Genomic DNA, 26,454 nt, shown 5'->3' with positions numbered 1-26,454 from the left:
CGTCCCGGTCAGACCGGGACGGCTTTTGTAACGGTATGCAGTATCCTTACTGCGGATTTTTGATAAAGGCGATGTAATCGGCCAGGACTTTACCACACTCATCCAGGTACAGATCCTTTTTCGGAGCCTTGGGTTCCTTCGGATCTTTTGCCGGAATGGAAGAGTCGTTGGCCGCTGTGGGTTCGCCAGCCGCATCGGTAATCGACTTCCGGCGTTTTTCAGCTTCATCGCGTTCTTTCTTCCGTTTGGCTTCCTGAAGCGATACAACGGTTTTTTCTTTAGCCCGTTTCAATTCCGCAAAGTCAGCCATCAGTTGCTTCATTTCCGCATCCGATTTCAAGCGTTGTTCGTACCGATCGCGAAGTTTGGTAATCAGCTTGTCGTCCAGGTTTCGGGTAACATCGTACCGGGCCGAAGAAATCTGATCCCAGGGTAAGGCGCTGGGTTGTGAGCTTTCCCCGTATTCTTCCGCGGTAAAAGCCGACGGCAGTTCGATGTCCGGTGTAACTCCTTTGTGCTGGGTGCTGCTACCGTTGATCCGGTAGAATTTAGCGATCGTCATTTTCACCTGACCCACTTTCTCCGACTCTTTCAGCCAGGTATTCAGGTCGACCATCGTCTGAACCGTACCTTTACCGTAGGTCTGGCTGCCGATGATAATACCGCGTTTGTAGTCCTGAATGGCAGCAGCGAAAATTTCCGAAGCCGAAGCACTAAAGCGGTTTACCAACACGGCCAGCGGACCATCGTACAGCACCGACGGATCGGGGTCGGTTTGAACTTCGATGTCTCCCGTGGCTTCTTTCACCTGCACAACGGGTCCCCGTGAGATAAACAGGCCGGTCAACGTGATGGCCTCTGTCAGCGACCCACCGCCATTGTCGCGCAAGTCAACCACCACACCGTCTACCTTCTCGGTTTTCAACTCATTGAGGAACCGTTGTACGTCGCCGGTGGTGCTGGCAAAACCTTCCTCCCGCTTGCGGGCTCCTTCAAAATCGCGGTAGAACACCGGAATCGTGATGACGCCGAGCTTGTATTTTTTATTGTTCTGAGAAATCTCAATGACTTCTTTCTTGGCGCGTTGTTCTTCCAGTTTGATTTTTTCGCGCACCAGACGAATCTCCTTCGGCGGGGCACCAGCCACAGCATCCATCGATTTGATTTGCAGACGAACGGTGGTGCCTTTAGGGCCTTTGATTAGCTTGACGGCATCATCCACCTGATAACCCACAATGTTTACCATGTGGCCTTCGCCCTGGGCAACCCCTACAATCTTGTCGCCTTTCGTCAGCAGTTTGCTTTTGAAAGCCGGCCCGCCGGGAACAATGTCCGAAATCTTGATGTAATCGCCATCTTCCTGCAGCAGGGCACCAATTCCTTCCAGCGATGCGCTCATCTCCTGGTTGAAACGGTCAGCCGAGCGGGGCGACATGTAGTTGGTGTGCGGGTCGAGCGATTCAGCAAACGAGTTCATGTAAATCTGAAACACGTCTTCGGCTTTGATCCGGCTCATGTAGCGGTCGAGGTTCTTATACCGCGACTTCATGCTGTTGACCACCGACGTATCGGCCTTGCCGGTCAGTTTCAGTTCCAGCGACTGATTTTTCAGGAGTTTGCGCCACAGATCGTTCTGTTCTTCGATGCTTTTCGGCCAGCTGGCTTTTTCGCGATCGGTGTTGAATGTTTCGTCGACCGTAAAATCAAACGGCTTTACGAAGTTATCCTGCACAAATTTGTTGCGCTCCTGATACCGTTTCCGGAAAACATTGTAAATGTCGTAGGCGGCAGTCAGCTCACCGTTGATCAACTGGTCGTCAATGTTGTTGCGGTATTTTTCAAACGAGCTGATATCGGATGCCAGAAAATAGGCTTTGTTGCCATCCAGTTCCTTCAGGTAGTTATCAAAAACAACGGATGAGAGTGAGTCGTTGAGTTTCACCTTGCGGTAGTGATGCGTTGTCAGCAGACGCGCAACCAACTGTTCAACGTGTTCCTGCGATACCGAAGGTTTTAAATCATCAGCACTTGGAGGGGGCATCGGCACGGCCGACATCCCGGCATGTGGACCCGGCTGAAGGCTCAGCATCAGCACCGGTACTAATGTAATGAGGTACTTTCTCATACTTCCCTTTCTATGATTAATGTAGCACCAACTCTTACTCTTTACGGCCAGATGGTTAAATGGTTTTAGGGTCTACCGGTTGAAATGATGCAATGGCCGGAAACAGGGAGCGTGTTAATAAAGTAACCTTTTTAACCGCCAAACCATTCACGGTTATGCCCATTTAACATTTTTTAACCATCGGCTTTTCCTTATTGCTTCTTCACAATTTCCAGCAATTCAATGTCGAAAACAAGCGTGGAGTTCGGTCCGATCTGCGAACCGGCGCCCTGCGAACCGTACGCCAGTGTCGACGGAATATAAAGCTTCCACTTGGAGCCAACCGGCATCAACTGAAGCGCTTCGCTCCAGCCCTGAATCACCTGGTTGACGGGAATTTCGAGCGGCTGTCCGCGTTCCACCGAACTGTCGAAGACCGTTCCGTCGATCAGTCGGCCGGTATAGTGGGCTTTAACGGTATCGGTCGCTGCGGGTTTGGGGCCGGTACCGGCTTTTAAAATCTGATACTGCAGGCCGCTGGCGGTTGTCATAATGCCGGGCTTGCTTTTATTTTCGGCGAGGTACTGTTCTCCGACTTTCTTGTTGGCTTCGGCTTTGACCGACCGTTCACGCTGGAAAAACTCCCCGATGATGCGGTTTGCCTGTTCGGGCGCAATCTGCGTATTTGAGGATTGCAGCGCGTCCTGCAGGGCTTTCGTCAGGGCCTTCAGGTTGGCGTTCCCCAGATTTTGTTGTTTGAGTCCCAGGCCAACATTAACGCCAATACTATAGCTAACGGAATCGATGGCATTGTTGAGTTTAATCGGAGCAGAAGTTCCGGCGGAAGCGGCAGCCGGGGCTTTCGGTTGGGGCTTGGCGGCCGGTTTTTTCGTTTGAGCCACTGCCTGACCCGTTACCAATACAGCCGAAAAAAGACCGGCTAACGTCCATTGTTTAATCGTCATGTGTAAGATACAAAAGTTGTATTCAAAATGTACTTATGCTGAAAACGTAAAATTGCGGGTCAAAAGTTTGGCAATAGCGGGATTTTATAAAACAAATTATTGATGAATGGTGATGGGCAAGGGTTGACGGCCAAGCTGATCAGCCAATCCGTAATCAGACGCCCAGGCAGCCGGATACGAAAGGTTCACAACTCACTAAAGTAAAAAACAATTGCCAGTATCTCAACGCGACCCGATTAAATATTGTTATTTTTTTGAGTCACAAATGATTCACGGGTTGAGTGCCGTCTATTTCACGGAATCAAAACGAATCGCCCCCATTCTTAGAAAAATCTAAACTCCGGCGAGGAATTTCCTTGATAACGTCTGTTTTAGTGAAATTTAGTGCGTAACTTTGCACCCAAATTCTTAGAACCATCATAAAACGATTCTTCCACTCATATGGTATCAGTTAGACCCGACGAGGTTTCAGCCATTCTCCGGGAACAGCTATCGAACTCCAGAACCACCGCCGAACTCGAGGAAGTCGGTACGGTCTTGCAAATCGGTGACGGAGTAGCCCGCATTTACGGACTGTCAAAAGTACAGGCTGGTGAATTGCTGGTGTTTGAAAACGGTTTGCAGGCCCTGGCTCTTAACCTCGAAGAAGACAACGTCGGAACGGTATTGCTGGGTGACTACAGCGAGATAAAAGAAGGCGACACGGTAAAACGCACGAATCAGATTGCTTACATCAACGTAGGTGAAGGCATCCTGGGTCGCGTCGTGAATACATTGGGCCAGCCTATCGACGGTTTAGGTCCGATCGCGGGGGAAACCTTCGCGATGCCGCTGGAGCGGAAAGCGCCGGGCGTAATCTTCCGCCAGCCGGTGACCGAACCGCTGCAAACGGGTATTAAATCCATCGACGCCATGATTCCCATCGGACGGGGTCAGCGCGAGTTGATCATCGGCGACCGCCAGACGGGTAAAACCGCCGTTGCGATTGACACGATCATTAACCAGAAAGAATTTTACGATAAAGGCCAGCCGGTTTACTGTATCTACGTAGCCTGCGGTCAGAAAGCATCGACCATCAAACAGGTTGAGGCTACGCTGCGCCGGGCCGGTGCCATGGATTACACCGTCATCGTGGCAGCACCAGCCGCGGATCCCTCGCCGATGCAATTCTACGCACCGTTTACGGGAGCCGCCATTGGTGAGTATTTCCGGGATACGGGTCGCCCGGCTCTGGTTGTTTACGACGATTTGTCGAAGCAAGCCGTGGCGTACCGCGAAGTATCGCTGCTGCTGCGTCGCCCGCCGGGCCGCGAGGCTTATCCGGGAGACGTATTCTACCTGCACAGCCGTTTGCTGGAACGGGCCGCTAAAATTATCGGCAATGATGAAATCGCGGCTAGAATGAACGACCTGCCGCCTTCGCTGCAAGGGAAGGTAAAAGGTGGTGGTTCCCTGACGGCCCTGCCGCTCATCGAAACCCAGGCGGGTGACGTATCGGCTTACATTCCAACCAACGTTATTTCAATCACCGACGGCCAGATCTTCCTGGAAACCAACCTCTTCAACTCCGGTATCCGTCCGGCCATCAACGTTGGTATTTCGGTATCGCGCGTGGGTGGTAACGCTCAGATCAAGTCGATGAAGAAGGTGGCCGGTACGCTGAAACTGGATCAGGCCCAGTTCCGTGAGCTGGAAGCCTTCGCCAAGTTCGGTTCGGACCTGGATGCTTCCACGAAACTGACCATCGAGCGGGGCCGCCGGAACCAGGAAATTCTGAAACAACCGCAGTATTCGCCGGTACAGGTAGAGCAGCAGGTTGCCATCATCCTGGCGTCAACCAACGGTTTCCTCGATAAGGTACCGGTTAACAAGGTGAAAGAATTTGAAAACGACTTTGCACTGCAAATGAGTACGCAACACCAGGCTACCCTCGATCAGCTTCGGGCCGGTAAACTGGATGACTCCATCATTGCCGTCGTGAAGAAAGTGGCCACGGAACTAGCCGGTCGGTACGCATAACGTTTAGAATCTGGAAATTCAGGAGGTAAGGTATTTGGAAGTGGGGAACGCAGGAATGAAAGTCAGATCCTTCCTTCCCCAACTTCCAAATCCATCGCTCCATAACCAAACACATGGCCTCATTAAAAGAAGTACGAAGCCGGATAACTTCTATCGTCTCAACGCAGCAGATTACGAAAGCCATGAAAATGGTGGCTGCGGCAAAATTGCGCCGGGCGCAGGACAACATCATCCAGATGCGTCCGTACGCTCAGAAACTGAATGAAATGCTCAGCACTGTTTCCGCCGGTGCCGAATTGGCGGCTGAGAGCCCTTACAATCAGGTTCGTGCGGTTGAGCGGGTGCTGGTGATCGTCGTCACGTCGGATCGCGGCTTGGCGGGTGCCTTCAACACCAACGTTGTCAAGGAAACGATGGCGCTGATCAACCAACGGTATGCCGCCCAGGCCCGCCGGGGAAATGTTGAAATTATGGCGATCGGTAAAAAAGGAGCGGAAGCGTTCCAGCGCCGGGGTTTCAAGGTCAATACCAACTACATCGATACATTCCTGTCGCTGAGCTTTGCCAAAGTTCGGTCGGCGGCCGAAGAAGTCATGAACGCCTTCACGGCTGGTCAGTACGATCAGGTCGAAGTCGTTTATAACGAGTTCAAAAACGTGGCCACGCAGATCATACGGTCGGAGCAGTTTCTGCCCATCGTTGCTGCGCCAACGCATACGGACGCCAAAGCTTCCAACGTCAACTACATTTTTGAACCTTCGGAAGAGGAAATCATCACCGAACTGATCCCGAAAACGCTGAAAATCCAGTTGTATAAAGCCGTTTTGGAATCCAACGCATCGGAACATGGCGCGCGGATGACGGCGATGGATAAAGCCACCGAAAACGCCGGTGAGTTGCTGAAAGAATTAAAGCTGATCTACAACCGGACGCGGCAAGCGGCTATTACCAAAGAGATTCTTGAAATTGTGGGCGGAGCGGAAGCACTCGCACAAAAATAACTCACTTTAGTTATTGGCTGAAAACCGTTACTCGACAGGTAACGGTTTTTTGTTTTAGCCCCCTTTAAACATGACTCAGAACCGCCAATCTGGTAGAAGATTCTGATTGGCGGCAACGGCTTTACCATTACATCCTTTTTTTCACAATTTTTTTTGTCATATTGAAACGATTTTTACGCATTAAATGTAATAACATTAAATGTCACTACATTATTAACCAACAATAACTATACAGTCATGGCAACTACTGCTCAGGAAACCACAGTTTGGACTTTAGACCCTACTCACTCCGAAATTCAATTCAAAGTCCGTCACCTGATGGTGTCTAATGTAACGGGCAAATTCAACTCGTTCGAAGGAAAAGTTGAAACCACGGGCGACGATTTCTCAAATGCGTCCGTTTCGTTTTCGGCGGATATCGACAGCATTACGACGGGCAACGAGCAACGGGATGGCCACTTGAAGTCGGCCGATTTCTTCGATGCGGAAAACCACCCGAAACTGACGTTCCAATCAACGGACGTAAAGAAAGTCAGTGATGACGAATACGAAATTAAAGGCGATCTGACCATTCGTGGCATCACCAAGCCGGTTACTCTGAAAGCAGAGTACGGTGGACAGATGGGCGACTTCTACGGCAACACGAAAGCGGGTTTTGAACTGTCCGGCACCATCAAACGGAAAGAATTTGGCTTAACCTGGGATGCCGTCACCGAGGCTGGTGGCGTTGTCGTCAGCGATGATGTGAAGCTGCTCCTGAACGTTCAGGTAGCCCGCTAATAAGCTCCCCGTTTTTTAACAAATTTTAACCACCAGTCTCCCCGAGGCTGGTGGTTTTTTATGGACTTCAAATGAAGAAAAAACCATAAGTTAAACACCTTACATTCAACACATTAAATCACAGGCGAGTAGAAAACAAGTACTCAACAACTTCCAAAGTAAAGCGAACTAACTTGGTAGGAAATTAGTTATTTAATTGAGCAAATACTAATAAGAAAATATCCAGCGTTAACAAGTAGTTCGCTCAATTTTCGAACGCATACGATAATAACCCAGTCCACTTTCAACATCAAATAACCTATGAATATCAAGAGCATAATTGCCAGTCTTTTCATGTTGGGTCTGTTAGCAAGTTGTGCACCGTCCATCAATGTTAAACATGACTATGACCCGAAAGTAAACGTTCGGCAGTTTAGCACCTTCCGGGTTGAAGCCGACCAACGTCGTAACGCTGACCCGATTGCGGGTAGCAACCTGAACCAACGCCGGATTGCGGATGCCATCGAGAAATCAATGCAGGCGAAAGGCTACAAACCCGTCGTAGGGGGCGAAGCTGATCTGGTGATTCGTTTCTTCTCGGATTCCAAAGATCGTCAGCAAGTACAATCAAACAACACCTGGTCACCGTACTGGATGTGGTATAACCCCGGTTATAATAACGTCTATACGCGCCAATATGAGGAAAACCGGGTGGTGATCAATGTATACGATGCCCGCACGAATGATATCATCTGGCAGGGCTGGGCAACGGGTCAGCTGAATCAAAGCAAGAAAGATCGCAACCGTGATGTTGCTTACCGGACTACGGTCGACAGCATCATGAAGCAACTTCCTGAAAGCGCCGGTTCTGACTACAGCTCGGTGAAAGAAAAATAAGCAAGTCCAAGCTAACGCTTGAACCGGATTTGATCAAAGCCGTCCGCTTCCAACGAAGCGGACGGCTTTTTGATTCTAAGGGGTCTGCAAAAGCCAGCCGGTCAGTCCGGTCGCCTGGCGCACCAGCTGATACGAGCCAAAAACCCCCAGCACTTCCACCACGGTTCCGGCCGACAAAGTCTCGATCACAGCGGCCTTGGTCCGGGCCGCTTCCAGCAAATCCATACCGATGGGCAACGGTGCCCGGCGCAGCGGCCGGCGGGCGGGTTCAACGACCCCACTCGACACATAGCCCGTGGTGCCGTCCGGCAACTCAACCCGCAGCCAGGTGGCCGTTCCGCCCATAACCGCAAACGCCGAAGATCGTGGTAAGGTCCGCAGAATCGGTGCATCGCCGTTGGGCGACTGTCGAATCACCGCCCGGGTAGCCGAAATCCGGACCGAGTCGCCCAGGGTTTCGGTTGCAACCAGCGTTTGCCGGGCCGGACCAGTTCCGCGCCGAACAAAGGGCAAGGGATCGAGGGCACCCGAATTAAACGAGTAAATGCCAAAATGCAGGTGTGGAGCCGTAGTCCGGGCGTTGCCGGTATTCCCGATAAACCCCACGGTATCGCCCACGGTCACCTGCTGCCCCTGCTGAACGGCCTGGGAATCCAGGTGGGCGTAATAAAGCGTCTGGTTCCGCCGGGAATCGGACAGGTAAACCACGTTTCCGCCCAGATTATTGGTCCCCACCCCGGAAATATACCCGTCGGAGGCAGCCAGAGCGGGCGTCCCCCGGGGCGCAAAAATGTCAATTCCCTCGTGACGCCGACGCCCCGCATCGCGCGAGGCTCCGAAGTAACTGCTAATCTGGCGGCTGTCGCGACCCTGCACCGGGAAGCCCAGGATGGGTTCACGGGTGATGGAAAGGGTGTACCGGCCACTGCGTAGCAGTTCGGGCTGAATCCGAACCAGATGCGTTCGGGTTCGAAGCACTTCAAACGTCAGTTGGTTGGTGTCGGCTTTGGCCGAAGTCAGTCGGTCGGGGTTGCGGTTGTCTTCATTCAGCTCAAAAATGTCGATGAAAAGCTGCACGGGTTCCTGGCCTTCGACATCCACTTTGACGATAAATTTATCGCCCCGCTGCCCGTTCAGGCGGTAGCCGAGCGCGAAAGGCCGGTTGGCCGCAAAGTACCCGCTTTCCCGGTAGGGTACACTGATGACGACGGAATCTTTCAGGGCACGGTCGGCGGTATTCAGCCAGTCGATGCCCAGGGCCGTGCGTTCCAGCCGGGCATCCCGGAGCGACTTGGCGTACTGATCGTGCGGGGAAGCAGACCGGAATAACTTGGTTGGCCCGACGCTCGTACAGGCGCTCAGCAATCCCGGCAGTAGAAAAAAGAGGAGTCGGTTGATGAATATGCGGTTCATTGGCAAGTAGTCGTTTGGTTACTAAACGACTACCTAAGCCGCAAGGTTTTGGTAACGGATGGACTCTCAGGTTTCCCGCGAAATGATGAGGTACTGTTTTATTTTCCCATCCAGATCTTAAAGTCGCTCACTTTCTCGCGACTCACAATGGCTTCTTTTTCGAAAACGGGTTTAAGCGTCAGCGACAGCCGGTTTCCGAAGTAAGGCTGAATCTGCTCCACCGTGTTGTGGGTTACGATGACGCCCCGGTTGATGCGGAAAAACATCGACGGGTCCAGCGCTTCTTCCAGTTCGTCGAGCGTGTAATCGATCAGGTATTTCTGGTTGTTCCAGGTTTTGAAAAAACTAAACCGTTCGTCGGTGAAAAAGAACGCGATGTCTTGCACCTCGACCGACAAAAGGCGTTGCCCCAGCCGGACCAGAAACCGTCGGCGGTATTCCTTCGGCTGCTGCAGTTGCAGTTCGCGGAGTAGTTTATCGAGGTTGATCGTTTGATTGGGCTGCTCATTGACTTCGGCCCGGCGCTGCTGCAAATCCCGGAATTTTTTCAGGCTCCGCTGTAAGTCATCCTTTTGAATGGGTTTAAGCAAATAATCGATGCTATTGACCTTGAAAGCCTGCAGGGCGTATTCGTCGTAGGAGGTGGTAAAAATGACGGTGCTATTGACTTCAATCTGCTCAAAGATTTCAAAACTCTGCCCGTCGGCCAGTTCAATATCCATGAAAATCAGATCAGGCGCCGGATTGCTTTTCAACCAGTTCACCGTATCTTCTATACTAGCCGACACGCCCGCGATCTGGAGGGAAGAGTCCACTTCCTGCACCAGTTTTCGCAGCTTCCGTACGGCCAGGTCTTCGTCTTCAACTATCAATACATTCATTGGAATATCGTTTCAGCAAATGCTAGCAAGTAATTTTATTTTCTCAACTTTCCGAAGAAAACAATGCCCGAACTGCTTTTTCCGGCGCGTGTATTGCGCAAAGTAGCGCAGGAACTGCAAACGGGGTGCCGGTTCTTCCCTACTTACGGGCCCGCGACGTCATGAAATAGATCGGAACGCCCAATCCGGCAATCAACAGGCCCATGCCGGTGTTGAACGTTTTTTCTTTTAGCAAAATCAGGCAGATCGTCACCCCGGCAAGGATGTAAAGCGCCGGAATCACCGGGTACCCGAAGGCTTTGTACGGCCGTTCGGCGTTCGGTTCCTTGCGCCGGAGCCGGAAAATCCCGCCGATGGTCACGATGTAAAACACCAGGGACGCAAACGTACAGTAGTCCAGCAGATCGCCGTATTTGCCCGATAAGCACAGAACCGACGCCCAGAGGCATTGCAGCCAGAGCGCCTTGCCCGGAACCGCATTTTTGTTCAGGTGAGAAGCCGTTTTCAAAAACAGACCGTCTTTGGCCATCGCGTAGTAAAGCCGGGCTCCTGACAGAATTAAACCGTTGTTGCAGCCAAACGTCGACACCATGATCAGGGCCGCCATAATGGCAACGGCCACATCGCCAAAAATGAGTGAAACAGCCGCCGTCGCTACGCGGTCGTATTCGGCAAACTGAATTCCGCGGCCCAATACATCAGGTGCCGTGGGTGATCCCTGCAAAGGCAGCAACGACAGGTAAGCGATGTTGGCCAGGGCGTAAATGGTAGTCACCAGCAACGTGCCGGTAAACAGGCTCAGCGGAATGTTCCGGCGCGGATCCCGGATTTCTCCGGCAATGAACGTTACGTTATTCCACGAATCGGCCGAGAAAAGTGAACCGATCATTGATACACCCAGCGCCAGCAGCAGGGCCATCCCGCTGATCGGCAAAACCGTACCGTCGGTCGCTGTCTGGGTAGCGGCCCAGGCATTCTGAAAGTTGGCCGAGAGCGTTCCGGTATCTGAACCGACCCCGATGCCGACTACGATTAACCCCAACAGCGCCAGCAGTTTGGCCGACGTAAACACGTTTTGAATCAGCTTCCCGCTCCGGATTCCCTGGCTATTAATCCAGGTCAGCAGGACAATACTTCCGATGGCAAACAGCGACGATGCCTTGATGGGAAACGTACCAACGCTAAACAGAACGTTTTCCGGATTCAGGGCCGGCACAAAAACCGCCGTGAACTTCGTAAAAGCCACCGCCACGGCGGCAATCGTTCCCGTCTGAATAACCGCGAATACTGTCCAGCCGTAGACAAATCCCAGCAACGAATTGTACGCCCGCTGAATGTACACAAACTGCCCGCCCGCCTTGGGCATCATGCCCGCCAGCTCGCCGTAACTCAGGGCCGCCGTTACGGTGATAACCCCCGTCAGCAACCAGAGCAGCAGTAACCAACCCGCCGACCCCACATTGCGGGACATGTCGGCGCTGACAATAAAAATCCCGGAGCCAATCATGGACCCCGACACCAGCAGGGTTGCGTCCAGAAAGCCCAGGGAGCGTTTGAGTTCGGTTTTTTCGTCGGTTAACAGGTCGGTTGAATCAGCCATGAGCGGGTTAAATCGTGAGCAGATGAAAGCGGAAGATAAAGAAAAAATCTTCGCTTCCGTAAAACCGCCCCCAAAAACAAGTTTGGGGTGTTTGGTTCCGGACCACGGTTCCGCTTATCTGCCAAGAAACGGCTTTCAACACTTCAAAAAATACCCGGGTTATGGAAAAAAGGCCACCTTTTACTAAAACCTTGTTGGCAGACCAACGCCCGCTTCAACTCAAGCCGGTTAAACCATTCCCGATTTACTCGATCGTAATTTCATCGGCTACGACCCAGGCATCCTGTCCGGCTTTGGGCATTCCGGCGGGCACTTTGCCCACATTTCGGGCGATGATCCGCACGTACCGACTGCGTACCGGCTCAAAGCTGATCGTCTGGCGAACGATGGCCTGCTTACCCCGTTCGGTCGGGTTCATCGGTACGGTTTTAAGCGTGTGAAAGGTTTGGCCGTCGGCCGAAACCGCCACCTCCACCGTTCTGGGCAGCAAGATGTTGCCAGCCGTTGCCTTCACCAGTCCGATTGTTACGGTCTGGACGGATTGGGGCTCCAGCAGGTCAATGGTGGCGTTCAGATCAGCGGTTTTCACCCCGGCAACGCCCTGCATTTCCTGCAAATACCCCACCGTGGTTCCGTATTGACCGTCGGTCAGGATGGCGGGGTCGGCGTTGCGGGGCCGGCTCGTCGGCGTTGCCAGCCGGATGGTTTTGCCCGTTGCCTTGGAAACCACGAAGCTCCACCGCTGCACCTCCCCAATGACCTGACCGTTTTTGACCGCAACGGCTTTGACAATCGCAGACCGGGTTAGTGGCACCGGCTGCTCATACCGGGTGGATTGGCTACCGGGCTCCGAGCCGTCGGTCGAATAACGAATCTCGGCAGGTTTTTCGTTGGTCAATAACGCAACCCGTAAACTTCCATCCGGCTGCGGCACAGGTTCGACCCGGACAGCGTAATAGGTCCGGGAATAAGCCGTCTGAAGGTAGTCAAGCCGACGAAACAAGTCCGGCAGGCGTTGGGTAAAATCCGGCCAACTTTTTTGTTCAACGGGCGTCCAGGCTAGCTCGGCCACCGCAGCTGCCCGGGGCCAGACCATGTATTCGACCTGTCCGGGTGTTTTCAGGTACTCCGTCCAGACACTTGCCTGAACGCCGATCATGTGTTTTTGAACACTGGCGGGCAAACTCGCCGGGCTGGGATCGTAGGAATACGTTTCCCCCAGCGGTGTCAATCGCCCGAAAGCCAGCGGCTCCTGCGCCCGGTTGCCCTGGTAATGGTCCAGGTAAACAAAGTTTTCGGGCGTCATAATCACATCGTGCCCTAGCCGGGCCGCCCGAATACCGCCTTCAACGCCCCGCCAGCTCATTACCGTGGCACTCGGTGACACCTGAATCGGCGGAGCGCTGCCGTCCATAATTTCATCCCAGCCAATCATTTTGCGGCCTTTCGAGGTAATAAACCGGTCGATGCGGGCGGTAAAATAGCTTTGTAACTGATTTTCGTTTTTCAGCTTCAGTTTTTTGATCAACTGCTGGCAATACGGGCTTTTTTTCCAGGCTGCTTTCGGGCATTCGTCGCCCCCAATGTGGATGTAAGGGCCGTGAAACAGCGCCATCACTTCGGTCAGAATGTCCTCCAGAAAATTGAACGTTTTCTCATAGGGACAGAAAATATCGCTGAAGATGCCCCACTTGGTCGCGGTTTCGTAAGGTCCGTTTGAACAGCCGTACTCCGGATAGGCCGCCAGGGCCGCCAGCGCGTGACCCGGCATTTCGATTTCCGGAATTACCGTAACGTGTTTGGATTGGGCATACCGCACCACCTCCCGCACCTCGTCCTGCGTGTAAAACCCGCCATACGGCTGCCCGTCAAACTCCTGCGGATCGGCTTCGTAGTAGTGCCCGATCAGGGTTTCCCGGCGCTGGCTGCCCACCTGGGTGAGTTTAGGGTATTTTTTGATTTCGATGCGCCATCCCTGGTCGTCGGTCAGGTGCCAGTGGAAGGTGTTGAACTTGTGCAGCGCCAGCAGGTCAATGTATTTTTTGAGAAAAGAAACCGGGAAGAAATGCCGGGCCACGTCGAGATGCAGCCCCCGGTATTGGTAACGCGGCTTGTCTTCAATCCAGCCCGCCGGAACAAACCAGTCGGTGGGCGCAGCCACCCGACTGGCACTCAAAATCTGGGGCGGCAGGAGCTGGTACAGCGATTGAATCGCGTAATAAAAACCGGCTGGCTGAACGGCTTCAATCGTTATGGTTTGGGGACGAATGTCCATCCGGTAGCCCTCCGCCCCCAAACCGGGGTCGCCGACGGGCTTTAGCTCCAGCATACGTTCGGGAGAAACGGATTCGTTAGTAGACTGGATCTGGAGCGCCAAACCACTGGCGGTGCGGACCTGCCGGGCAAACTGTTCGGCCACCGTTCGCAGTTCGGCATTACCGGCCGGAACCCGGACGACGGTGGTGCTGCTCAGGATAAAACGGCCTTCGCGGGCTTCGATGCGGGCCGGTTTGGGAATAATTGGATACCGGTTTTCCGACCGCGCCAGACCGGTAAAAGACAGCAGAACACTCAACCACAAAAAACCTTTTCCAAACATAATGGTAACCTGCTGAGTTTTTGACGATTCAAAACGATAAAAAACAAACCCAACCTAAACGTGCTACAATTCACTCTGATTTTCGGCCTGCTGATGCTGACTTGTACGCGCAGCTTCTGCCAGACCATCCCCCAAAAATATGACGTTGAAATCGCCGGCATTACGATTGGCCACATGACCGTCGCCCAAATTACCAGTCCAACCTCGGTTGTTTATGATCAAAACTGTAGCGTTGAATTCTGGTTTTTTGGCAAAATACGCATCTCTTACAAAACCCTCTCCCGCTTTGACCCCGCCACCCGCCAGCTTCTGCGTTCCGACATCGACGCTCATACCAACCGGGGCAACTACCTGTCGGACATCATCTGGCAGAAAGACCATTACGATATTAACGTTAAACAGTATAAATACGAGCGAAAAGCCGTAGAAACGCAGCCAATCGATTTCACCGCCATGCAGCTGTATTTTGAAGAACCCGTCGGCCGCGCCCGGGTTTTTGCGGAATATTTCGGCGATTACGCCACCATTGAGCCCACCAAAAAAGGCAGTTACCGCATCCGGATCGACGACCGGGAAGACGAGTACTTTTACGAAAAAGGCAAACTGGTCAAGATTATCAAAAAGAATCCGATCAAGAATTTCGTCATCCGTCTGAGCGACTCGTAACCCGGCCCGCTCCCCGTCTTCCGGTCCGTGCCGGCCAACAATATCCGCGTTAGTTTTGTGAATTGACTGCGGGAATTCCTATACTTGTACTGTTCGTAAAAACTGGCAATTTCAGCATTTACCGGCATAAACCATCTCCAGCGGACGGTTCGATCTGCTGCTTCGCCCCATCATTTTCAACTTGAACTTGTCTGCCCGTGGACCGACCGGGATCAGGCTCCCAACCGGATTTCGGATAACATCCGCGCCGTCACGGAGCCGATGCCAGTTCTGAAAGATCCGGCGCAGCCGCCATCTACGGAACGCGAACATTCGTAAAATGGCCCGGTCAACAACGCGGGCCGTAAAACCAACGCATCAACCAACCTGATTACGTATGAAAATGAAGCTAAAAATACCGTTCGTTCGTAGACTCCTGGCGCTGGCCGTCGGGACGGTTCTGGCAAGTCCGCTGCTGGCCCAGCCGCTGGTCAATAAACAGGATTCACTGTTCCTCGCCCAGAATTACACCAAGATGGAGCGGATGATACCGATGCGCGACGGGGTGAAGCTGTTTACGTCGATCTACGTGCCCAAAAATACGTCACAGAAGTATCCGATTCTGTTGGACCGCACGCCCTACAGCGTGGCCCCGTACGGCGAAGACAAGTACAAGCCCTCGCTCGGGCCGTCGATGCTGTTTGCGAGAGATGGTTACATTTTTGTTTATCAGGACGTTCGTGGGCGCTGGATGTCGGAAGGGGAGTTTGTAGCCGTTCGCCCGCATAACCCCGACAAGAAGAGAAAAACGGATGTAGACGAGAGTTCGGACACTTACGATTCCATCGACTGGCTGATCAAGAACCTCCCGAACAACAACGGGCGCGTGGGCACCTGGGGCATTTCGGCACCCGGCTTTTACACGACCCTGACGGCCATTGACGCGCACCCGGCCCTGAAAGCGGTATCGCCCCAGGCACCCGTTACGGACTGGTACATGGGCGACGACCGGCACCACAACGGCGCGTTTTTCCTGATGGGCACGTTTGCTTTTCTGTCCTCCTACGGCAAGCCCCGGCCCGTGCCGACCTCCAAGCCCTCGCCCGGTTTCTCGGCCTACGGCACGCCCGATTCGTATACATTCTACCGGCAGGTCGGACCGCTTTCAAAAATCAACGAGCGGTTTTTCAACAACGAGAACAAAATCTGGCAGGAGATGATCGACCACCCGAATTACGATGAATTCTGGCAGGCCCGAACGCCGGTGCCGCACCTGAAAAACATCAAACCGGCGGTGATGACGGTGGGCGGCTGGTTTGATCAGGAAGACCTGTACGGGCCGCTTAAAACGTACGCAGGCATCGAAAGTAAAAACCCGAAGACGAAGAATATCCTGGTGATGGGTCCCTGGATTCACGGCGGCTGGGCGCGCGGCAACGGCGATGCGCTGGGGAATATTAAGTTTGGCTCCCAGACGGCCCCTTATTACCGGGAAAAAATTGAACTGGCGTTTTTCAATCACCACCTGAAAGACGGGCCCGATCCGCAACTGCCGGAAGCCTCGATTTTTCTGACGGGTTCCAACGAGTGGAAGCAATACAGCCAGTGGCCGCCCAAGGAGTCGGAGGAGCGCACTATCTACCTGCACACCAACGGCAAACTGTCGTTTGAAGCGCCAAAAGAAACCGAAGCGGTGTTTGATGAATACCTCAGCGATCCGAAAAAGCCGGTTCCGTACACCAACGAAGTCCGGATTGTCCGGGGCAGCGATTTCATGTACGAAGACCAGCGGTTTGCGGCTGCCCGCCCTGATGTACTGGTGTACGAATCCGAACCGTTGACCGAGGATGTGACCATTACCGGCAACATCATGGCGAACCTCTTTGTCTCGACAACCGGCACGGATGCTGATTTTGTGGTCAAACTGATCGATGTGTATCCCGACACCACCAAAGCCACCAGCCCGATACCGATGACGAAGATGCCCGGTTTTCAGTTGATGGTTCGGGGCGAGGTCATGCGGGCTAAATTCCGCAACAGCTTCTCGAAGCCGGAGCCGCTGAAGCCCGGTGAGGTTACGGAGGTGAAGTTTGACATGCAGGACGCGGCTCATACCTTCCGGAAAGGCCACAAAATGATGGTGCAGGTGCAAAGCTCGTGGTTTCCGCTGGTGGACCGCAATCCGCAGAAATTCATGAATATCTACGACGCCACAGAAGCCGACTTTCAGAAAGCCACGCACCGTGTTTATTTTTCCAACAAAAACCCGTCGCACGTGAAAGTGCGGGTGTTGAACAAAGGGATTTAGTGAACTATTTCATAAAAATGCCGTTCGCCGGGGGCAACCATCCCCGGCGAACGGCATTTTTGCTGCCCACAAACCACCAACCATTTTAACAGGATTTGTGGTCCTGAGCCGTTGTCCGTTCAGGCTGCAAAGACGATTCCTGTTGTCTGCTTTTTTTCCGTAGCCAAAAACTATATTTTTGGTTTTAAACCCTAAACCTGAAAAACGCCAGCGTTCTATGAAAAACGCCCTCATGGTCCTGTTGCTGGGCATTCTGCCCGGCTTTCTGGCCGCCCAACCGACCAGCGGCATTGTAACTTCCGAGTTTATTTACGAAAAAGCCCCGTTCCCCTCGTGCCATGCTTCCACGCTGGCCGAAACCCCGGACGGTATTGTAGCCGCCTGGTTTGGCGGCACCCACGAAAAGCATCCCGACGTCGGCATCTGGATCAGCCACCGGGGAAAGAAAGGCTGGACGGCACCGGTGGAAGTAGCCAACGGCGTGCAGCCGGACGGCACACGGCACCCCACCTGGAACCCGGTGCTGTTTCAGATGCCCAAAGGCCCTTTGCTGTTGTTTTACAAGGTCGGTCCCAGTCCGTCGACCTGGTGGGGCATGAAAATAACTTCGTCCGACGGCGGTAAAACCTGGTCGAAACCCGAACGGTTACCCGACGACATGGTGGGTCCGATCAAAAACAAGCCCGTCCTGCTGGCGTCCGGAACGTTGCTGAGTCCATCGAGCAGCGAAGACAACGGCTGGCGGCTGCACATGGAAAGCAGCACAGACGGCGGTAAAACCTGGCAGAAAACCCCGGCCCTCAACGACGGCAAGGAATTCAGCGCCATTCAACCCAGCGTGCTGTTTCATCCGGGTGGCCGGTTGCAATTGCTTTGCCGGAGCAAAAACAAGCAGGTGTTGGAAGCCTGGTCGGAAGACGGCGGCAAAACCTGGTCGGCGTTAAAAGCGACGCAACTGCCCAACCCCAATTCCGGGACCGATGCCGTGACGCTGCGCGACGGGCGGCAGTTGCTGGTCTACAACCATACGCCAAAAGGTCGGTCACCGCTGAATGTGGCGCTGTCGCCCGATGGAGAGAAATGGCAGGCGGCTGTGGTGCTCGAAAACGAACCGGGCAGTGAATTTTCGTACCCGGCGGTTATCCAGTCCCGCGACGGGCTGGTGCATATTACGTACACCCATCACCGGAAAAAGATTAAATACGTGGTCATTGACCCGCGTAAGTTGAAGCTTGCGGATATGAAAGAAGGAAACTGGCCAAACTTGTAGATGGTTCAGCCAGAAGATCTTGGAGAGTTAGCGAACGGTTTGCTGCTGCTGAATGACGGTTTTAAGCCGTTCGATTTCCTCCTGCTGGCTATCGGCTTTGAAATAGTAATACAAACCCGCGACCAGGAATATTTTTGACAGAATAAAAACGATTAAAAAAGCGAGCCGCCAAAGCTTGTGCACCCGGATAAATGAGTCACTTACCTCAACTTCCAGGTAATCCGGCTTATCGGGTTTGGGCGCGGCCTTTCTCTGCCGGTCCTGCCCATTCTGATCGCGCTTCTTAATATCCTTCCCGGTTGTCCGGGCCTGAATCAGCTCCCAGGTGCCCGGCGGTGGAGGTACGGCGTTATCCAGACAATACTGTTCGATTTGAATTTCAAGCTCGTTTAAAGCCGAAGACACTTCCGGGTAAAGTACCTTCATTTGCTGAACTTCCTGCTCTTCCTCTTCCGAGGCTAGCCCCAACAAATAGGCCTCCAAAACCCCACTATGTATGTAATTCTGAATATCCAACTTTGTGCGTAATTACGACCGACGATACAGATGAATGAAATCCCGAACGGCTTTTAATATCTCCGGTTTTGATAGTCCAAACTGATCAGAAATGGCTTCAAACGAATAACCCTGACGGAAGGACAAATCAAAAATAAACTCGGGAGAATAACTGCTCGCCGACGTTATTGGTTCGGCAATAGCGGTGTTCCGTTCCCTGGTTTTCGCTTTCAGCTCGAGCGCTTTCAAGCGGGCCAGCTTAATAATTGCAATCGCAGGACTACCCGACGAATTCATAAAAGAAGGCAGCTGCCCCGACGTAAAAACGTCGATCAGTGCTTCCTGCGCCAAGTGGGTTTGGGGGAGTATTTGCAAAATAACTCCGTAAGCCATTGCGCCGAATCGATCGTATAAAGCCCGTTGATCAGTAGGGGTGCGGAGGTGCCATTGGGAAGCATTTCCTGCTGATCGCTCCAATTCATTCATGCCATACAATATTAGTCCAACAAATCTTCATTAGCTGCTGAGACGGCTCTCCCACATTGACCCCTTCCTTCGGGAAAATACAGATCGGTCCGGCTCCCGTTTCCGCACTGAATTGAACAATTTTAATACCAAGGTACTAATAAAGTTACAAAAAAATCAAAAACTCTCTGAATGGCCCGGGGCATTTTTCCGTGGCCCAAAAACCGCGTCCGTAAAAATGCATCCGGTTCAGTAGTCTTCCAAGTCGGCCCATGCGTTCCGCTCAATTTTCCGTATCTTTGCACCTGATTTCAAATCCAGAAATACCGTGAGTTACAAAGAATACAAAAACCTGAACTACGCGCAGGTTACCAACGATATCTTAGCGTTCTGGAAAGCCAACCGCGTCTTCGAACAATCGATCGAAACGCGCGAAGGCCAACCCACGTTTACGTTTTACGAAGGACCACCGTCGGCCAACGGCAAGCCGGGTATTCACCACGTGATGGCGCGGTCGATTAAGGATATTTTCTGCCGGTATAAAACGCTCCAGGGTTTTCAGGTGAAGCGCAAGGGCGGCTGGGATACGCACGGGCTGCCCATTGAGTTGCAGGTTGAAAAAGAACTGGGTATTAACAAAGATCACATCGGCAAACCCGCATCGGAAGGCGGAATCAGCATCGAGGAGTACAACCAGAAGTGCCGCGAAGCCGTAATGAAATTCACGGACATGTGGAACGACCTGACCGAGAAAATGGGCTACTGGGTTGACCTCGACAAGCCGTACGTTACCTACCATACCGAATACATCGAATCCATCTGGTACCTGCTCAAGGAGCTTTACAAGAAGGGTCTGCTTTACAAAGGCTACACCATTCAGCCATATTCGCCCAAAGCCGGAACGGGTCTGTCGTCGCACGAGCTGAACATGCCCGGCACCTACAAAGACGTGAAGGACACGACGATTGTGGCGATGTTTAAAACCAAATCGTCGGAGCAAACCGCGCGGGTCTTTGGCGACCTGGAGGAGGCAACGCCCTACATCTTGGCCTGGACGACAACGCCCTGGACGCTGCCCGCCAACTCGGCGCTAACCGTGGGAAAAGATATTGATTACGTGCTGGTGAAGACATTCAACCCGTACACCCACGAACCCGTACACGTAGTGCTGGCCAAGGCGCTGACGGGCCGCTGGTTCAACGAAAAGGGCAAAGACGGCGATTTCGAGGGCTACGCGGCTTCGGACAAAAAACTGGTACCCTGGACGATCGTGGGCGAGTTTAAGGGCGCGGATCTGGCCGGTATTGAGTACGAGCAGCTTCTTCCCTACGTCCAGCCCGACCGACCGGCTTTCCGCGTGATCCTCGGCGATTTCGTAACGACCGAAGACGGTACGGGCGTGGTGCACACCTCCCCCACCTTCGGGGCCGACGACTTCCGGGTTGCTCAGCAAAACGGCATTCCGTCCATCATGGTGAAGGATGAAAACGGCAAGGAAGTACCGATTGTCGATAAACAGGGCCGGTTTGTGAAGGAAATGGGTGAGTTTGGCGGCCGGTACGTGAAAGAACAGTATTACTCGGACGAGGAGCAGGACGAACCGGAGTTCCGGCCCACCGATGTATTGATTGCCATCAAGCTCAAGGGAGAAGGCAAGGCGTTTCACGTCGAGAAGTACGAACACCCCTACCCGCACTGCTGGCGGACCGACAAGCCGGTGCTGTACTACCCGCTCGATAGCTGGTTTATCCGCACGACGGCCGTTAAGGACCAACTGGTGGAACTGAACAAAACCATCAACTGGAATCCCGAAAGCACCGGTACCGGACGGTTTGGCAACTGGCTCGAAAACCTGGTTGACTGGAACCTGAGCCGTAGCCGGTTCTGGGGAACCCCACTGCCCATCTGGCGCAACGACGTCGGTGAAGAAGTTTGCATTGGCTCGGTTGCCGAACTGAAAGCGGAAGTCGAAAAAGCCGTGGCGTCGGGCGGGTTGTCGGAAGACCAAACGGCTAAAAATGAAGCCTATCTGCAAAAACTGGCGTCGGGCGATTACGACCTGCACCGGCCTTACGTGGATGAGCTGTACCTGCTGTCCGACTCGGGCAAGGTGCTGCAACGCGAACCGGACCTGATCGACGTTTGGTTTGATTCGGGGGCCATGCCGTACGCGCAGTGGCATTATCCGTTCGAGAACAAGGATATTTTTGAGAAAGCGTATCCGGCGGATTTTATTTCGGAGGGCGTTGACCAAACGCGGGGCTGGTTCTTCACGCTCCACGCCATCTCGGGGATGCTGGGCACGCTGGACGGGAAAGCCGAGTCGTCGGTCGCCTTCAAAAACGTGGTTTCGACGGGTCTGGTGCTCGACAAAAACGGCAACAAAATGTCGAAGCGGCTGGGCAACGCCATCGATCCGTTCACGACGCTGGAAACCTACGGCGCCGACGCGACCCGCTGGTACATGATTACCAACGCCGAGCCCTGGGATAACCTGAAGTTTAACCTAGACGGTATTGCCGAGGTGCAGCGCCGGTTTTTCGGTACGCTTTACAACACGTACTCGTTCTTCGCGCTGTACGCCAACCTCGATCAGTTTGATTTTGACGGCGTACGGACCGTCCCCGTGGAGCAACGCCCGGAACTGGACCGCTGGATTCTGTCAAAATTGCAGTCGCTGGTGCTGGAAGTTGAGCAGCAGTTTGAAAATTATAACCCCACGAAAGCGGGCCGGGCCATCCAGGATTTTGTCAACGATCAGTTGTCGAACTGGTACGTGCGGCTGTCGCGTCGGCGGTTCTGGACGGGTTCGGCACAGGGCAGTTCGGCGGAAGATAAACGGGCGGCCTACGAAACGCTGCACGAGTGCCTGACAACGGTTTCCAAGCTAATGTCGCCCATCGCGCCTTTCTTCGCCGACTGGCTATACCGTAACCTGACCAAGGAAAGCGATCTGTCGGTTCATTTGTCGTCGTTTCCGAAAGCCGAAACGGTCCTGATCGACAGCGATCTGGAAACGTCCATGCAATTGGGTCAGGATATTTGTTCGCTGGTTCACTCGCTGCGGAAAGGCCACAAAATCAAGGTGCGCCAGCCACTGACGAAGGTGCTGATTCCGGTTCTGAACGAAACCACGCGCCGGCAAATCGAGCACGTTTCACCGATTATCCAGTCGGAGGTAAACGTGAAAACCGTGGAGTTCATCGACGATGCGTCCGGCATTTTGAAGAAGAAAATCAAGCCGAATTTCAAGACGCTCGGGCCTAAGTTTGGTCCGATGATGAAGGACGTCGCCACGACGATCAACACCATGACCGAAGACGACATCCGGAAGCTGGAAGCCGCCGGAACCATGCAACTGGGGATTGGCGAGATTACGCTGGCCGACGTGGAGATCAGGACGGAAGATGTACCGGGCTGGATTGTTGCCAGCCAGAACGGTTTGACGGTGGCGCTGGACGTTACGATCACGCCCGAGCTGCGGCAGGAAGGCATCGCCCGTGATTTCATCAACCGCATCCAGAACCTGCGCAAAGACCAGAATTTCGACGTGACCGACAAAATCCGGATCGAGTTGGAGGAAAGTTCCGGCGAAGGCCCGAACGACGTGCTGACCACCGCCATCCAGACGCACAAAGATTACATCTGTCAGGAAGTGCAGGCGCTGTCGCTGGACCTGGTTTCGGACCTGAACGGCAACGCGACCGAAATTGAAATGGACGAGTTCCGGCTTCGTTTAAAAGTAGCTGTCGCGTAACCGCCCACTCTGTAAAGGAACGTCCGTGTTTCGGAAAGCTCATATCTCAGTTTTCCGAAACACGGACGTTTGCTTTTCGTGAATTTCTATTTTACCAGTAGTTTCTTAACAAAACGTTTGCCTTCTCCCTGAATCTGAATGAAATACGAACCCGTTGGCAGCTCCGGCAACGCAAGCCGTTTTTCCGAACCGTTTAATTCAAACGTCTGATTCAGCACCGGCCGCCCCTGTACATCGCTGGCTACGACCTGAACGGTCTCCTTGTGTCCAAAACCCGTAAATCGAAGTTTCACACTCGTATCGTTGTTGTCAACCGGATTCGGGAATATTTCTACATCGGCCGCCAACGGTATTTCCGCCGTTACCCCCTCGCGCGCACTGGCCGAGCTAGCCAGATATATCCGGTCGAGGTAAAAAGCCGGCCGGGCGGTTCCCGTGGCATCCTGAAAATAAAGATCCGACAGGGTTGCCGGACTGTTAAAAGTCGAAAGCGGAATCGTCACCTGCTGCCATTGATTGGCGGCCGGGGTAACGGTGTAGTAAGGCCCGCCCCCATTCAAAATCACCCGGATCTGCTGCCCGGTATTGGTGCCGCCGTGAATCCAGAACTTCAGGTGTGTCAGACCCGCCAGGCTCACCGGCGAATTGGCGTGCAGGTACAACCCCGCCCAACCCGCATCGTATTTTACGGACAACGATTTTGCACCGTTCTGCACCGGCGACGTGTTGCCAAAATTACGTGTCGTGCTCCACGACCAATCCGCCCAGTTGCTGTTGAGCGCGTCGTCGTAAATCAGGTAAGTCGTAGCGGCTGAGCCCGTTACCGTTACGGTGGTTGTGGCGGTTTTTGTGCAGGAGTTTACCCCCACCGTCAGCGAATACGAACCGGCGGCTGCGGTGGTTACGTTGGCAATGGACGGATTCTGGCTAGTAGACGTAAAGTTGTTGGGACCGCGCCAGGAATAAGTGGCGCCCGTCCCGGCGTTGGCCGCCGTCAGGTTCAGCGTCTGACCCGCCGTAACCGGGCTATTACTGCCCGCTACCGCCGTTGGCAATGATCTGACCGTCACGGCCGTAGTCAGGTTCTGGGCCGCTCCGCCGGAAGGCGTAACCGTCAATGAATACGTACCCGTGGCCAGCGTGGTAGCGTTCGGGATGGTCGGAGTGGCCGCGGTCGATGCAAAGCCGTTCGGGCCACGCCAGCTGTAGGTAGCTCCCGCCGGAGCGTTGGATACCGTTAAGCTTAGGGTTTGGCCCGCGCAAAGAGGGCTGTTGCTCGAAGCCGTCAAGACCGGGGGCGGGGTGGTTCCGCCGGTTTCGGAGAAATACGCCACCACGAAGGTGTAAGCGGCCTGGTAATAAATGGCGGGTTCGGTTACTTCCCACGACGCATCCGGGTAGACGGTGTTCCAGTCTCGGTAGGCCTTCATCGGCGGTTCGCTTTTCGGGGGCGTCGCCGGGCCGGAATAAAATTGATTCGGCCCACCGACCACAAAACCGGGTGCCGGACCAAACTGCGAGTTGGCTCCGTCGTACTGGGCCGAACCGTCGCGGTACCAGCTGTGGTAAATTTCCATGACGCTGTTATCGCCCCCGAGGTTGGTTCCTTTCGCGCCCATATTACTCAGGTACACCCACGAAAGCGGGTTCCGGCCGTGCATGTAGTGCAGATATTCCTCAGCGATTTCTTTGTAAAGCACCGTTTTTGCCGGATTAATGCCCAGTTCGGCGGACAAAATTGCCAGTTGTGCCCACTTCATTTTGGCTTGATTGGAACCCCAGCTGTAATGGCCGCTCCACATAAAGCCCAGATACGGGTCAGTTTTGGCGTTGTGCGCCGGTTCGATGTTCCAGTCCATCGCATTCTGAAAGCGGCTTTTCAATTCCGTTACCACGGCGGGCGTCGCAGTGGGCGTCTGGCAGTACACGAAATAGGCCCGGTTCAAATCCCAGCAGAGCGACGCGTCCAGGTTACCATTCGAAAAGGGGTGAAAACCGTTCTCACTGGTGGCGCTGATGTTTTTGTAATAGGTTTCAAAATAGGTTTTATACTTGGCGGTGCCGGTCGTGCGGAACAGTTCGGCAGCCGCGTAAACCCGCAATCGCCGGTCGGCGTTGGCATTGGCCCCGGCGTCGGCAGCAGCCAGGCTAGCTCCGTCCGTTCCCGAAGCCGGACTCATCGAACCGTTGGCTTCCAGGTACGTCCAGGCTTTTTCCGAAGCCGTTCGGAGGGTGGCGGCATACGCGGGATTAACGGGTTGGTACGTGCGGGCGGCATGGGCCGTCAGAGCCGCGAAGGTAGCCGTTGCCCAAGTCGTTACGTTGGTGTAATAGCGGGCCTGCGTGTCCGTGGCCGGGTTGTCGGTCCCGTTTTCGTAGCTCGTAACGGCCACACGGTTGCTGACGCCCCCGTTGCTTTGCTGCATTTTCAGCATCCAGTCAAACTCCCACTTTAGCTCGTCCAGAAGGTCCGGTACGCCGTTCCCCGACTCAGGAATGTTGGTATTATCGGGAAACACGGCCGGGCGAAGTTCATAGGCCGTCAGCAAATCCCAGACGGTACCCGCCAGAAACGGAATGTATTTGTTGTAATCGCCCGCGTCATACCAGCCACCCGACACGTTCCGGGCGGTTCCGGATTGAGCCGACGTGGTGTAGAGCAAGGCATTGGCATCCTGCGCGTGGGCCGTCGGGTGGTTCCAGTTGCCGCCGTGCGTCGCTGGAATGGCTGTGCCGCTGCGCTGGTAGTAGAACGTTTTCACCGACGTTTTTAAAACCGGCGTGTAAATGTCACTTTTGATTTCGAAATCGTACGAACGAAGGTTTCTGGTCGGATCAACGATGTAATAGGTTCCGGGGGTTGTCAGGCCCGAAAAGTCACCGTGCCACGCCTTGTCTCCTGAATCGCCGTGGGTGTTGCCGCCATTCCAGGCCGTTACGTTGCCCGTAAAAACGACGCCGTTATCCGACTTTCTGCGTACCTGAAACTGCGTTCCGGGGGTATAGCTAGTGGCTCCGTTTTGTCCGTTAATTGGATCTGAAAAAATAATAATTTTCTTACTATTTGTTCGCCAACCAAACTGATCTACAATAATTTGTTTCGAGATGGTTTGAGCGTTAGCCGAGAAAAAGCTCACAACTAAACAGAGAAAGAAAGCGATGCCTGATGATTGTCGGAACGACCTGTGTGGCTCTCTGAAACTTGTAAATAGAGATGTCATAACGCTATTGTATTAACAGTTAACAGATTAACTCTATACAATAATAAAACAATTG

General features: G+C 53.6%; 17 protein-coding genes. 8 read left to right on the top strand and 9 right to left on the bottom strand.

The features are described 5' to 3' along the window. Positions 1 to 46: 46 nt before the first annotated feature. Positions 47 to 2,125, bottom strand: a complete 2,079-nt coding sequence (locus OQ371_RS15100; protein ID WP_265988911.1) for a carboxy terminal-processing peptidase — start codon at positions 2,123 to 2,125, stop codon at positions 47 to 49. Between the two features lie 191 nt (positions 2,126 to 2,316). After that, positions 2,317 to 3,069, bottom strand: coding sequence for a BamJ family beta-barrel-assembly machinery protein (bamJ, locus tag OQ371_RS15095; protein WP_265988910.1), 753 nt, complete (start codon positions 3,067 to 3,069; stop codon positions 2,317 to 2,319). Between the two features lie 441 nt (positions 3,070 to 3,510). Here bamJ and atpA point away from each other — a divergent pair, with 441 nt between their 5' ends. From atpA to OQ371_RS15075, 4 genes are all read left to right on the top strand, one after another. Then, a complete protein-coding gene (atpA, locus tag OQ371_RS15090; protein WP_265988908.1) occupies positions 3,511 to 5,088 on the top strand; it encodes a F0F1 ATP synthase subunit alpha in 1,578 nt (525 codons plus the stop codon). A 113-nt stretch (positions 5,089 to 5,201) separates the two neighbouring features. Beyond that, the gene (gene atpG / locus OQ371_RS15085) at positions 5,202 to 6,089 is read left to right on the top strand and encodes an ATP synthase F1 subunit gamma (RefSeq protein ID WP_265988906.1); all 888 of its coding nucleotides are present in this window, start codon (positions 5,202 to 5,204) and stop codon (positions 6,087 to 6,089) included. A 237-nt stretch (positions 6,090 to 6,326) separates the two neighbouring features. Then, positions 6,327 to 6,869: a YceI family protein gene (locus tag OQ371_RS15080; protein ID WP_265988905.1), complete on the top strand. Its 543-nt coding sequence runs from the start codon at positions 6,327 to 6,329 to the stop codon at positions 6,867 to 6,869. A 300-nt stretch (positions 6,870 to 7,169) separates the two neighbouring features. Then, positions 7,170 to 7,745, top strand: coding sequence for a DUF4136 domain-containing protein (locus OQ371_RS15075; RefSeq protein WP_265988903.1), 576 nt, complete (start codon positions 7,170 to 7,172; stop codon positions 7,743 to 7,745). A 75-nt stretch (positions 7,746 to 7,820) separates the two neighbouring features. Here OQ371_RS15075 and OQ371_RS15070 read toward each other — a convergent pair whose 3' ends face one another. From OQ371_RS15070 to OQ371_RS15055, 4 genes are all read right to left on the bottom strand, one after another. Next, a complete protein-coding gene (locus tag OQ371_RS15070) occupies positions 7,821 to 9,158 on the bottom strand; it encodes a M23 family metallopeptidase (protein ID WP_265988901.1) in 1,338 nt (445 codons plus the stop codon). Positions 9,159 to 9,256: 98 nt separating this feature from the next. After that, positions 9,257 to 10,039 carry a LytR/AlgR family response regulator transcription factor gene (locus OQ371_RS15065; protein ID WP_265988899.1) on the bottom strand — a complete coding sequence of 261 codons (783 nt, stop codon included), beginning with the start codon at positions 10,037 to 10,039 and terminating at the stop codon, positions 9,257 to 9,259. Positions 10,040 to 10,178: 139 nt separating this feature from the next. Further along, positions 10,179 to 11,639, bottom strand: coding sequence for an APC family permease (locus tag OQ371_RS15060; RefSeq protein ID WP_265988898.1), 1,461 nt, complete (start codon positions 11,637 to 11,639; stop codon positions 10,179 to 10,181). A 244-nt stretch (positions 11,640 to 11,883) separates the two neighbouring features. Further along, positions 11,884 to 14,238: a beta-N-acetylhexosaminidase gene (locus OQ371_RS15055; protein WP_265988897.1), complete on the bottom strand. Its 2,355-nt coding sequence runs from the start codon at positions 14,236 to 14,238 to the stop codon at positions 11,884 to 11,886. Positions 14,239 to 14,298: 60 nt separating this feature from the next. On the opposite strand from OQ371_RS15055, the gene OQ371_RS15050 reads away from it, so the two are divergent. The 3 genes from OQ371_RS15050 to OQ371_RS15040 all read left to right on the top strand — a co-directional run bounded on the left by OQ371_RS15050 (position 14,299) and on the right by OQ371_RS15040 (position 18,461). Continuing rightward, positions 14,299 to 14,904 (top strand): DUF6134 family protein, encoded by a 606-nt coding sequence (locus OQ371_RS15050; RefSeq protein ID WP_265988896.1) that lies wholly within the window; start codon positions 14,299 to 14,301, stop codon positions 14,902 to 14,904. 376 nt (positions 14,905 to 15,280) lie between these two features. Then, the gene (locus OQ371_RS15045; protein WP_265988894.1) at positions 15,281 to 17,191 is read left to right on the top strand and encodes a CocE/NonD family hydrolase; all 1,911 of its coding nucleotides are present in this window, start codon (positions 15,281 to 15,283) and stop codon (positions 17,189 to 17,191) included. A 217-nt stretch (positions 17,192 to 17,408) separates the two neighbouring features. Beyond that, positions 17,409 to 18,461 (top strand): sialidase family protein, encoded by a 1,053-nt coding sequence (locus OQ371_RS15040; RefSeq protein WP_265988893.1) that lies wholly within the window; start codon positions 17,409 to 17,411, stop codon positions 18,459 to 18,461. Between the two features lie 27 nt (positions 18,462 to 18,488). Here the strand turns inward: OQ371_RS15040 and OQ371_RS15035 are convergent, their stop codons facing one another. Beyond that, positions 18,489 to 18,944: a hypothetical protein gene (locus tag OQ371_RS15035; protein ID WP_265988892.1), complete on the bottom strand. Its 456-nt coding sequence runs from the start codon at positions 18,942 to 18,944 to the stop codon at positions 18,489 to 18,491. 45 nt (positions 18,945 to 18,989) lie between these two features. Further along, a complete protein-coding gene (locus OQ371_RS15030; protein WP_265988891.1) occupies positions 18,990 to 19,307 on the bottom strand; it encodes a hypothetical protein in 318 nt (105 codons plus the stop codon). Between the two features lie 442 nt (positions 19,308 to 19,749). Here OQ371_RS15030 and ileS point away from each other — a divergent pair, with 442 nt between their 5' ends. Further along, entirely contained in the window at positions 19,750 to 23,178 is a 3,429-nt protein-coding gene (gene ileS, locus OQ371_RS15025) for an isoleucine--tRNA ligase (protein ID WP_265988889.1), read from the top strand. An 86-nt stretch (positions 23,179 to 23,264) separates the two neighbouring features. On the opposite strand, the gene OQ371_RS15020 is transcribed toward ileS, so the two are convergent. Next, positions 23,265 to 26,315 carry a glycoside hydrolase family 9 protein gene (locus OQ371_RS15020; RefSeq protein ID WP_265988887.1) on the bottom strand — a complete coding sequence of 1,017 codons (3,051 nt, stop codon included), beginning with the start codon at positions 26,313 to 26,315 and terminating at the stop codon, positions 23,265 to 23,267. Positions 26,316 to 26,454 lie beyond the last annotated feature (139 nt).

Source organism: Larkinella insperata (assembly GCF_026248825.1).
GTDB lineage: Bacteria > Bacteroidota > Bacteroidia > Cytophagales > Spirosomataceae > Larkinella > Larkinella insperata.
The sequence above is the reverse complement of the archived record's forward strand: the minus strand, read 5'-3'. Positions and strand labels throughout refer to the sequence as shown.

Coding starts and splice junctions, on each gene's coding strand:
- bamJ (WP_265988910.1), bottom strand. CDS start 3,069: ATGACGATTAAACAATGGACGTTAGCCGGTCTTTTTTCGGCTGTATTG.
- OQ371_RS15075 (WP_265988903.1), top strand. CDS start 7,170: ATGAATATCAAGAGCATAATTGCCAGTCTTTTCATGTTGGGTCTGTTA.
- OQ371_RS15060 (WP_265988898.1), bottom strand. CDS start 11,639: ATGGCTGATTCAACCGACCTGTTAACCGACGAAAAAACCGAACTCAAA.
- OQ371_RS15065 (WP_265988899.1), bottom strand. CDS start 10,039: ATGAATGTATTGATAGTTGAAGACGAAGACCTGGCCGTACGGAAGCTG.
- OQ371_RS15100 (WP_265988911.1), bottom strand. CDS start 2,125: ATGAGAAAGTACCTCATTACATTAGTACCGGTGCTGATGCTGAGCCTT.
- OQ371_RS15070 (WP_265988901.1), bottom strand. CDS start 9,158: ATGAACCGCATATTCATCAACCGACTCCTCTTTTTTCTACTGCCGGGA.
- OQ371_RS15080 (WP_265988905.1), top strand. CDS start 6,327: ATGGCAACTACTGCTCAGGAAACCACAGTTTGGACTTTAGACCCTACT.
- OQ371_RS15040 (WP_265988893.1), top strand. CDS start 17,409: ATGAAAAACGCCCTCATGGTCCTGTTGCTGGGCATTCTGCCCGGCTTT.
- atpG (WP_265988906.1), top strand. CDS start 5,202: ATGGCCTCATTAAAAGAAGTACGAAGCCGGATAACTTCTATCGTCTCA.
- OQ371_RS15055 (WP_265988897.1), bottom strand. CDS start 14,238: ATGTTTGGAAAAGGTTTTTTGTGGTTGAGTGTTCTGCTGTCTTTTACC.
- OQ371_RS15045 (WP_265988894.1), top strand. CDS start 15,281: ATGAAAATGAAGCTAAAAATACCGTTCGTTCGTAGACTCCTGGCGCTG.
- atpA (WP_265988908.1), top strand. CDS start 3,511: ATGGTATCAGTTAGACCCGACGAGGTTTCAGCCATTCTCCGGGAACAG.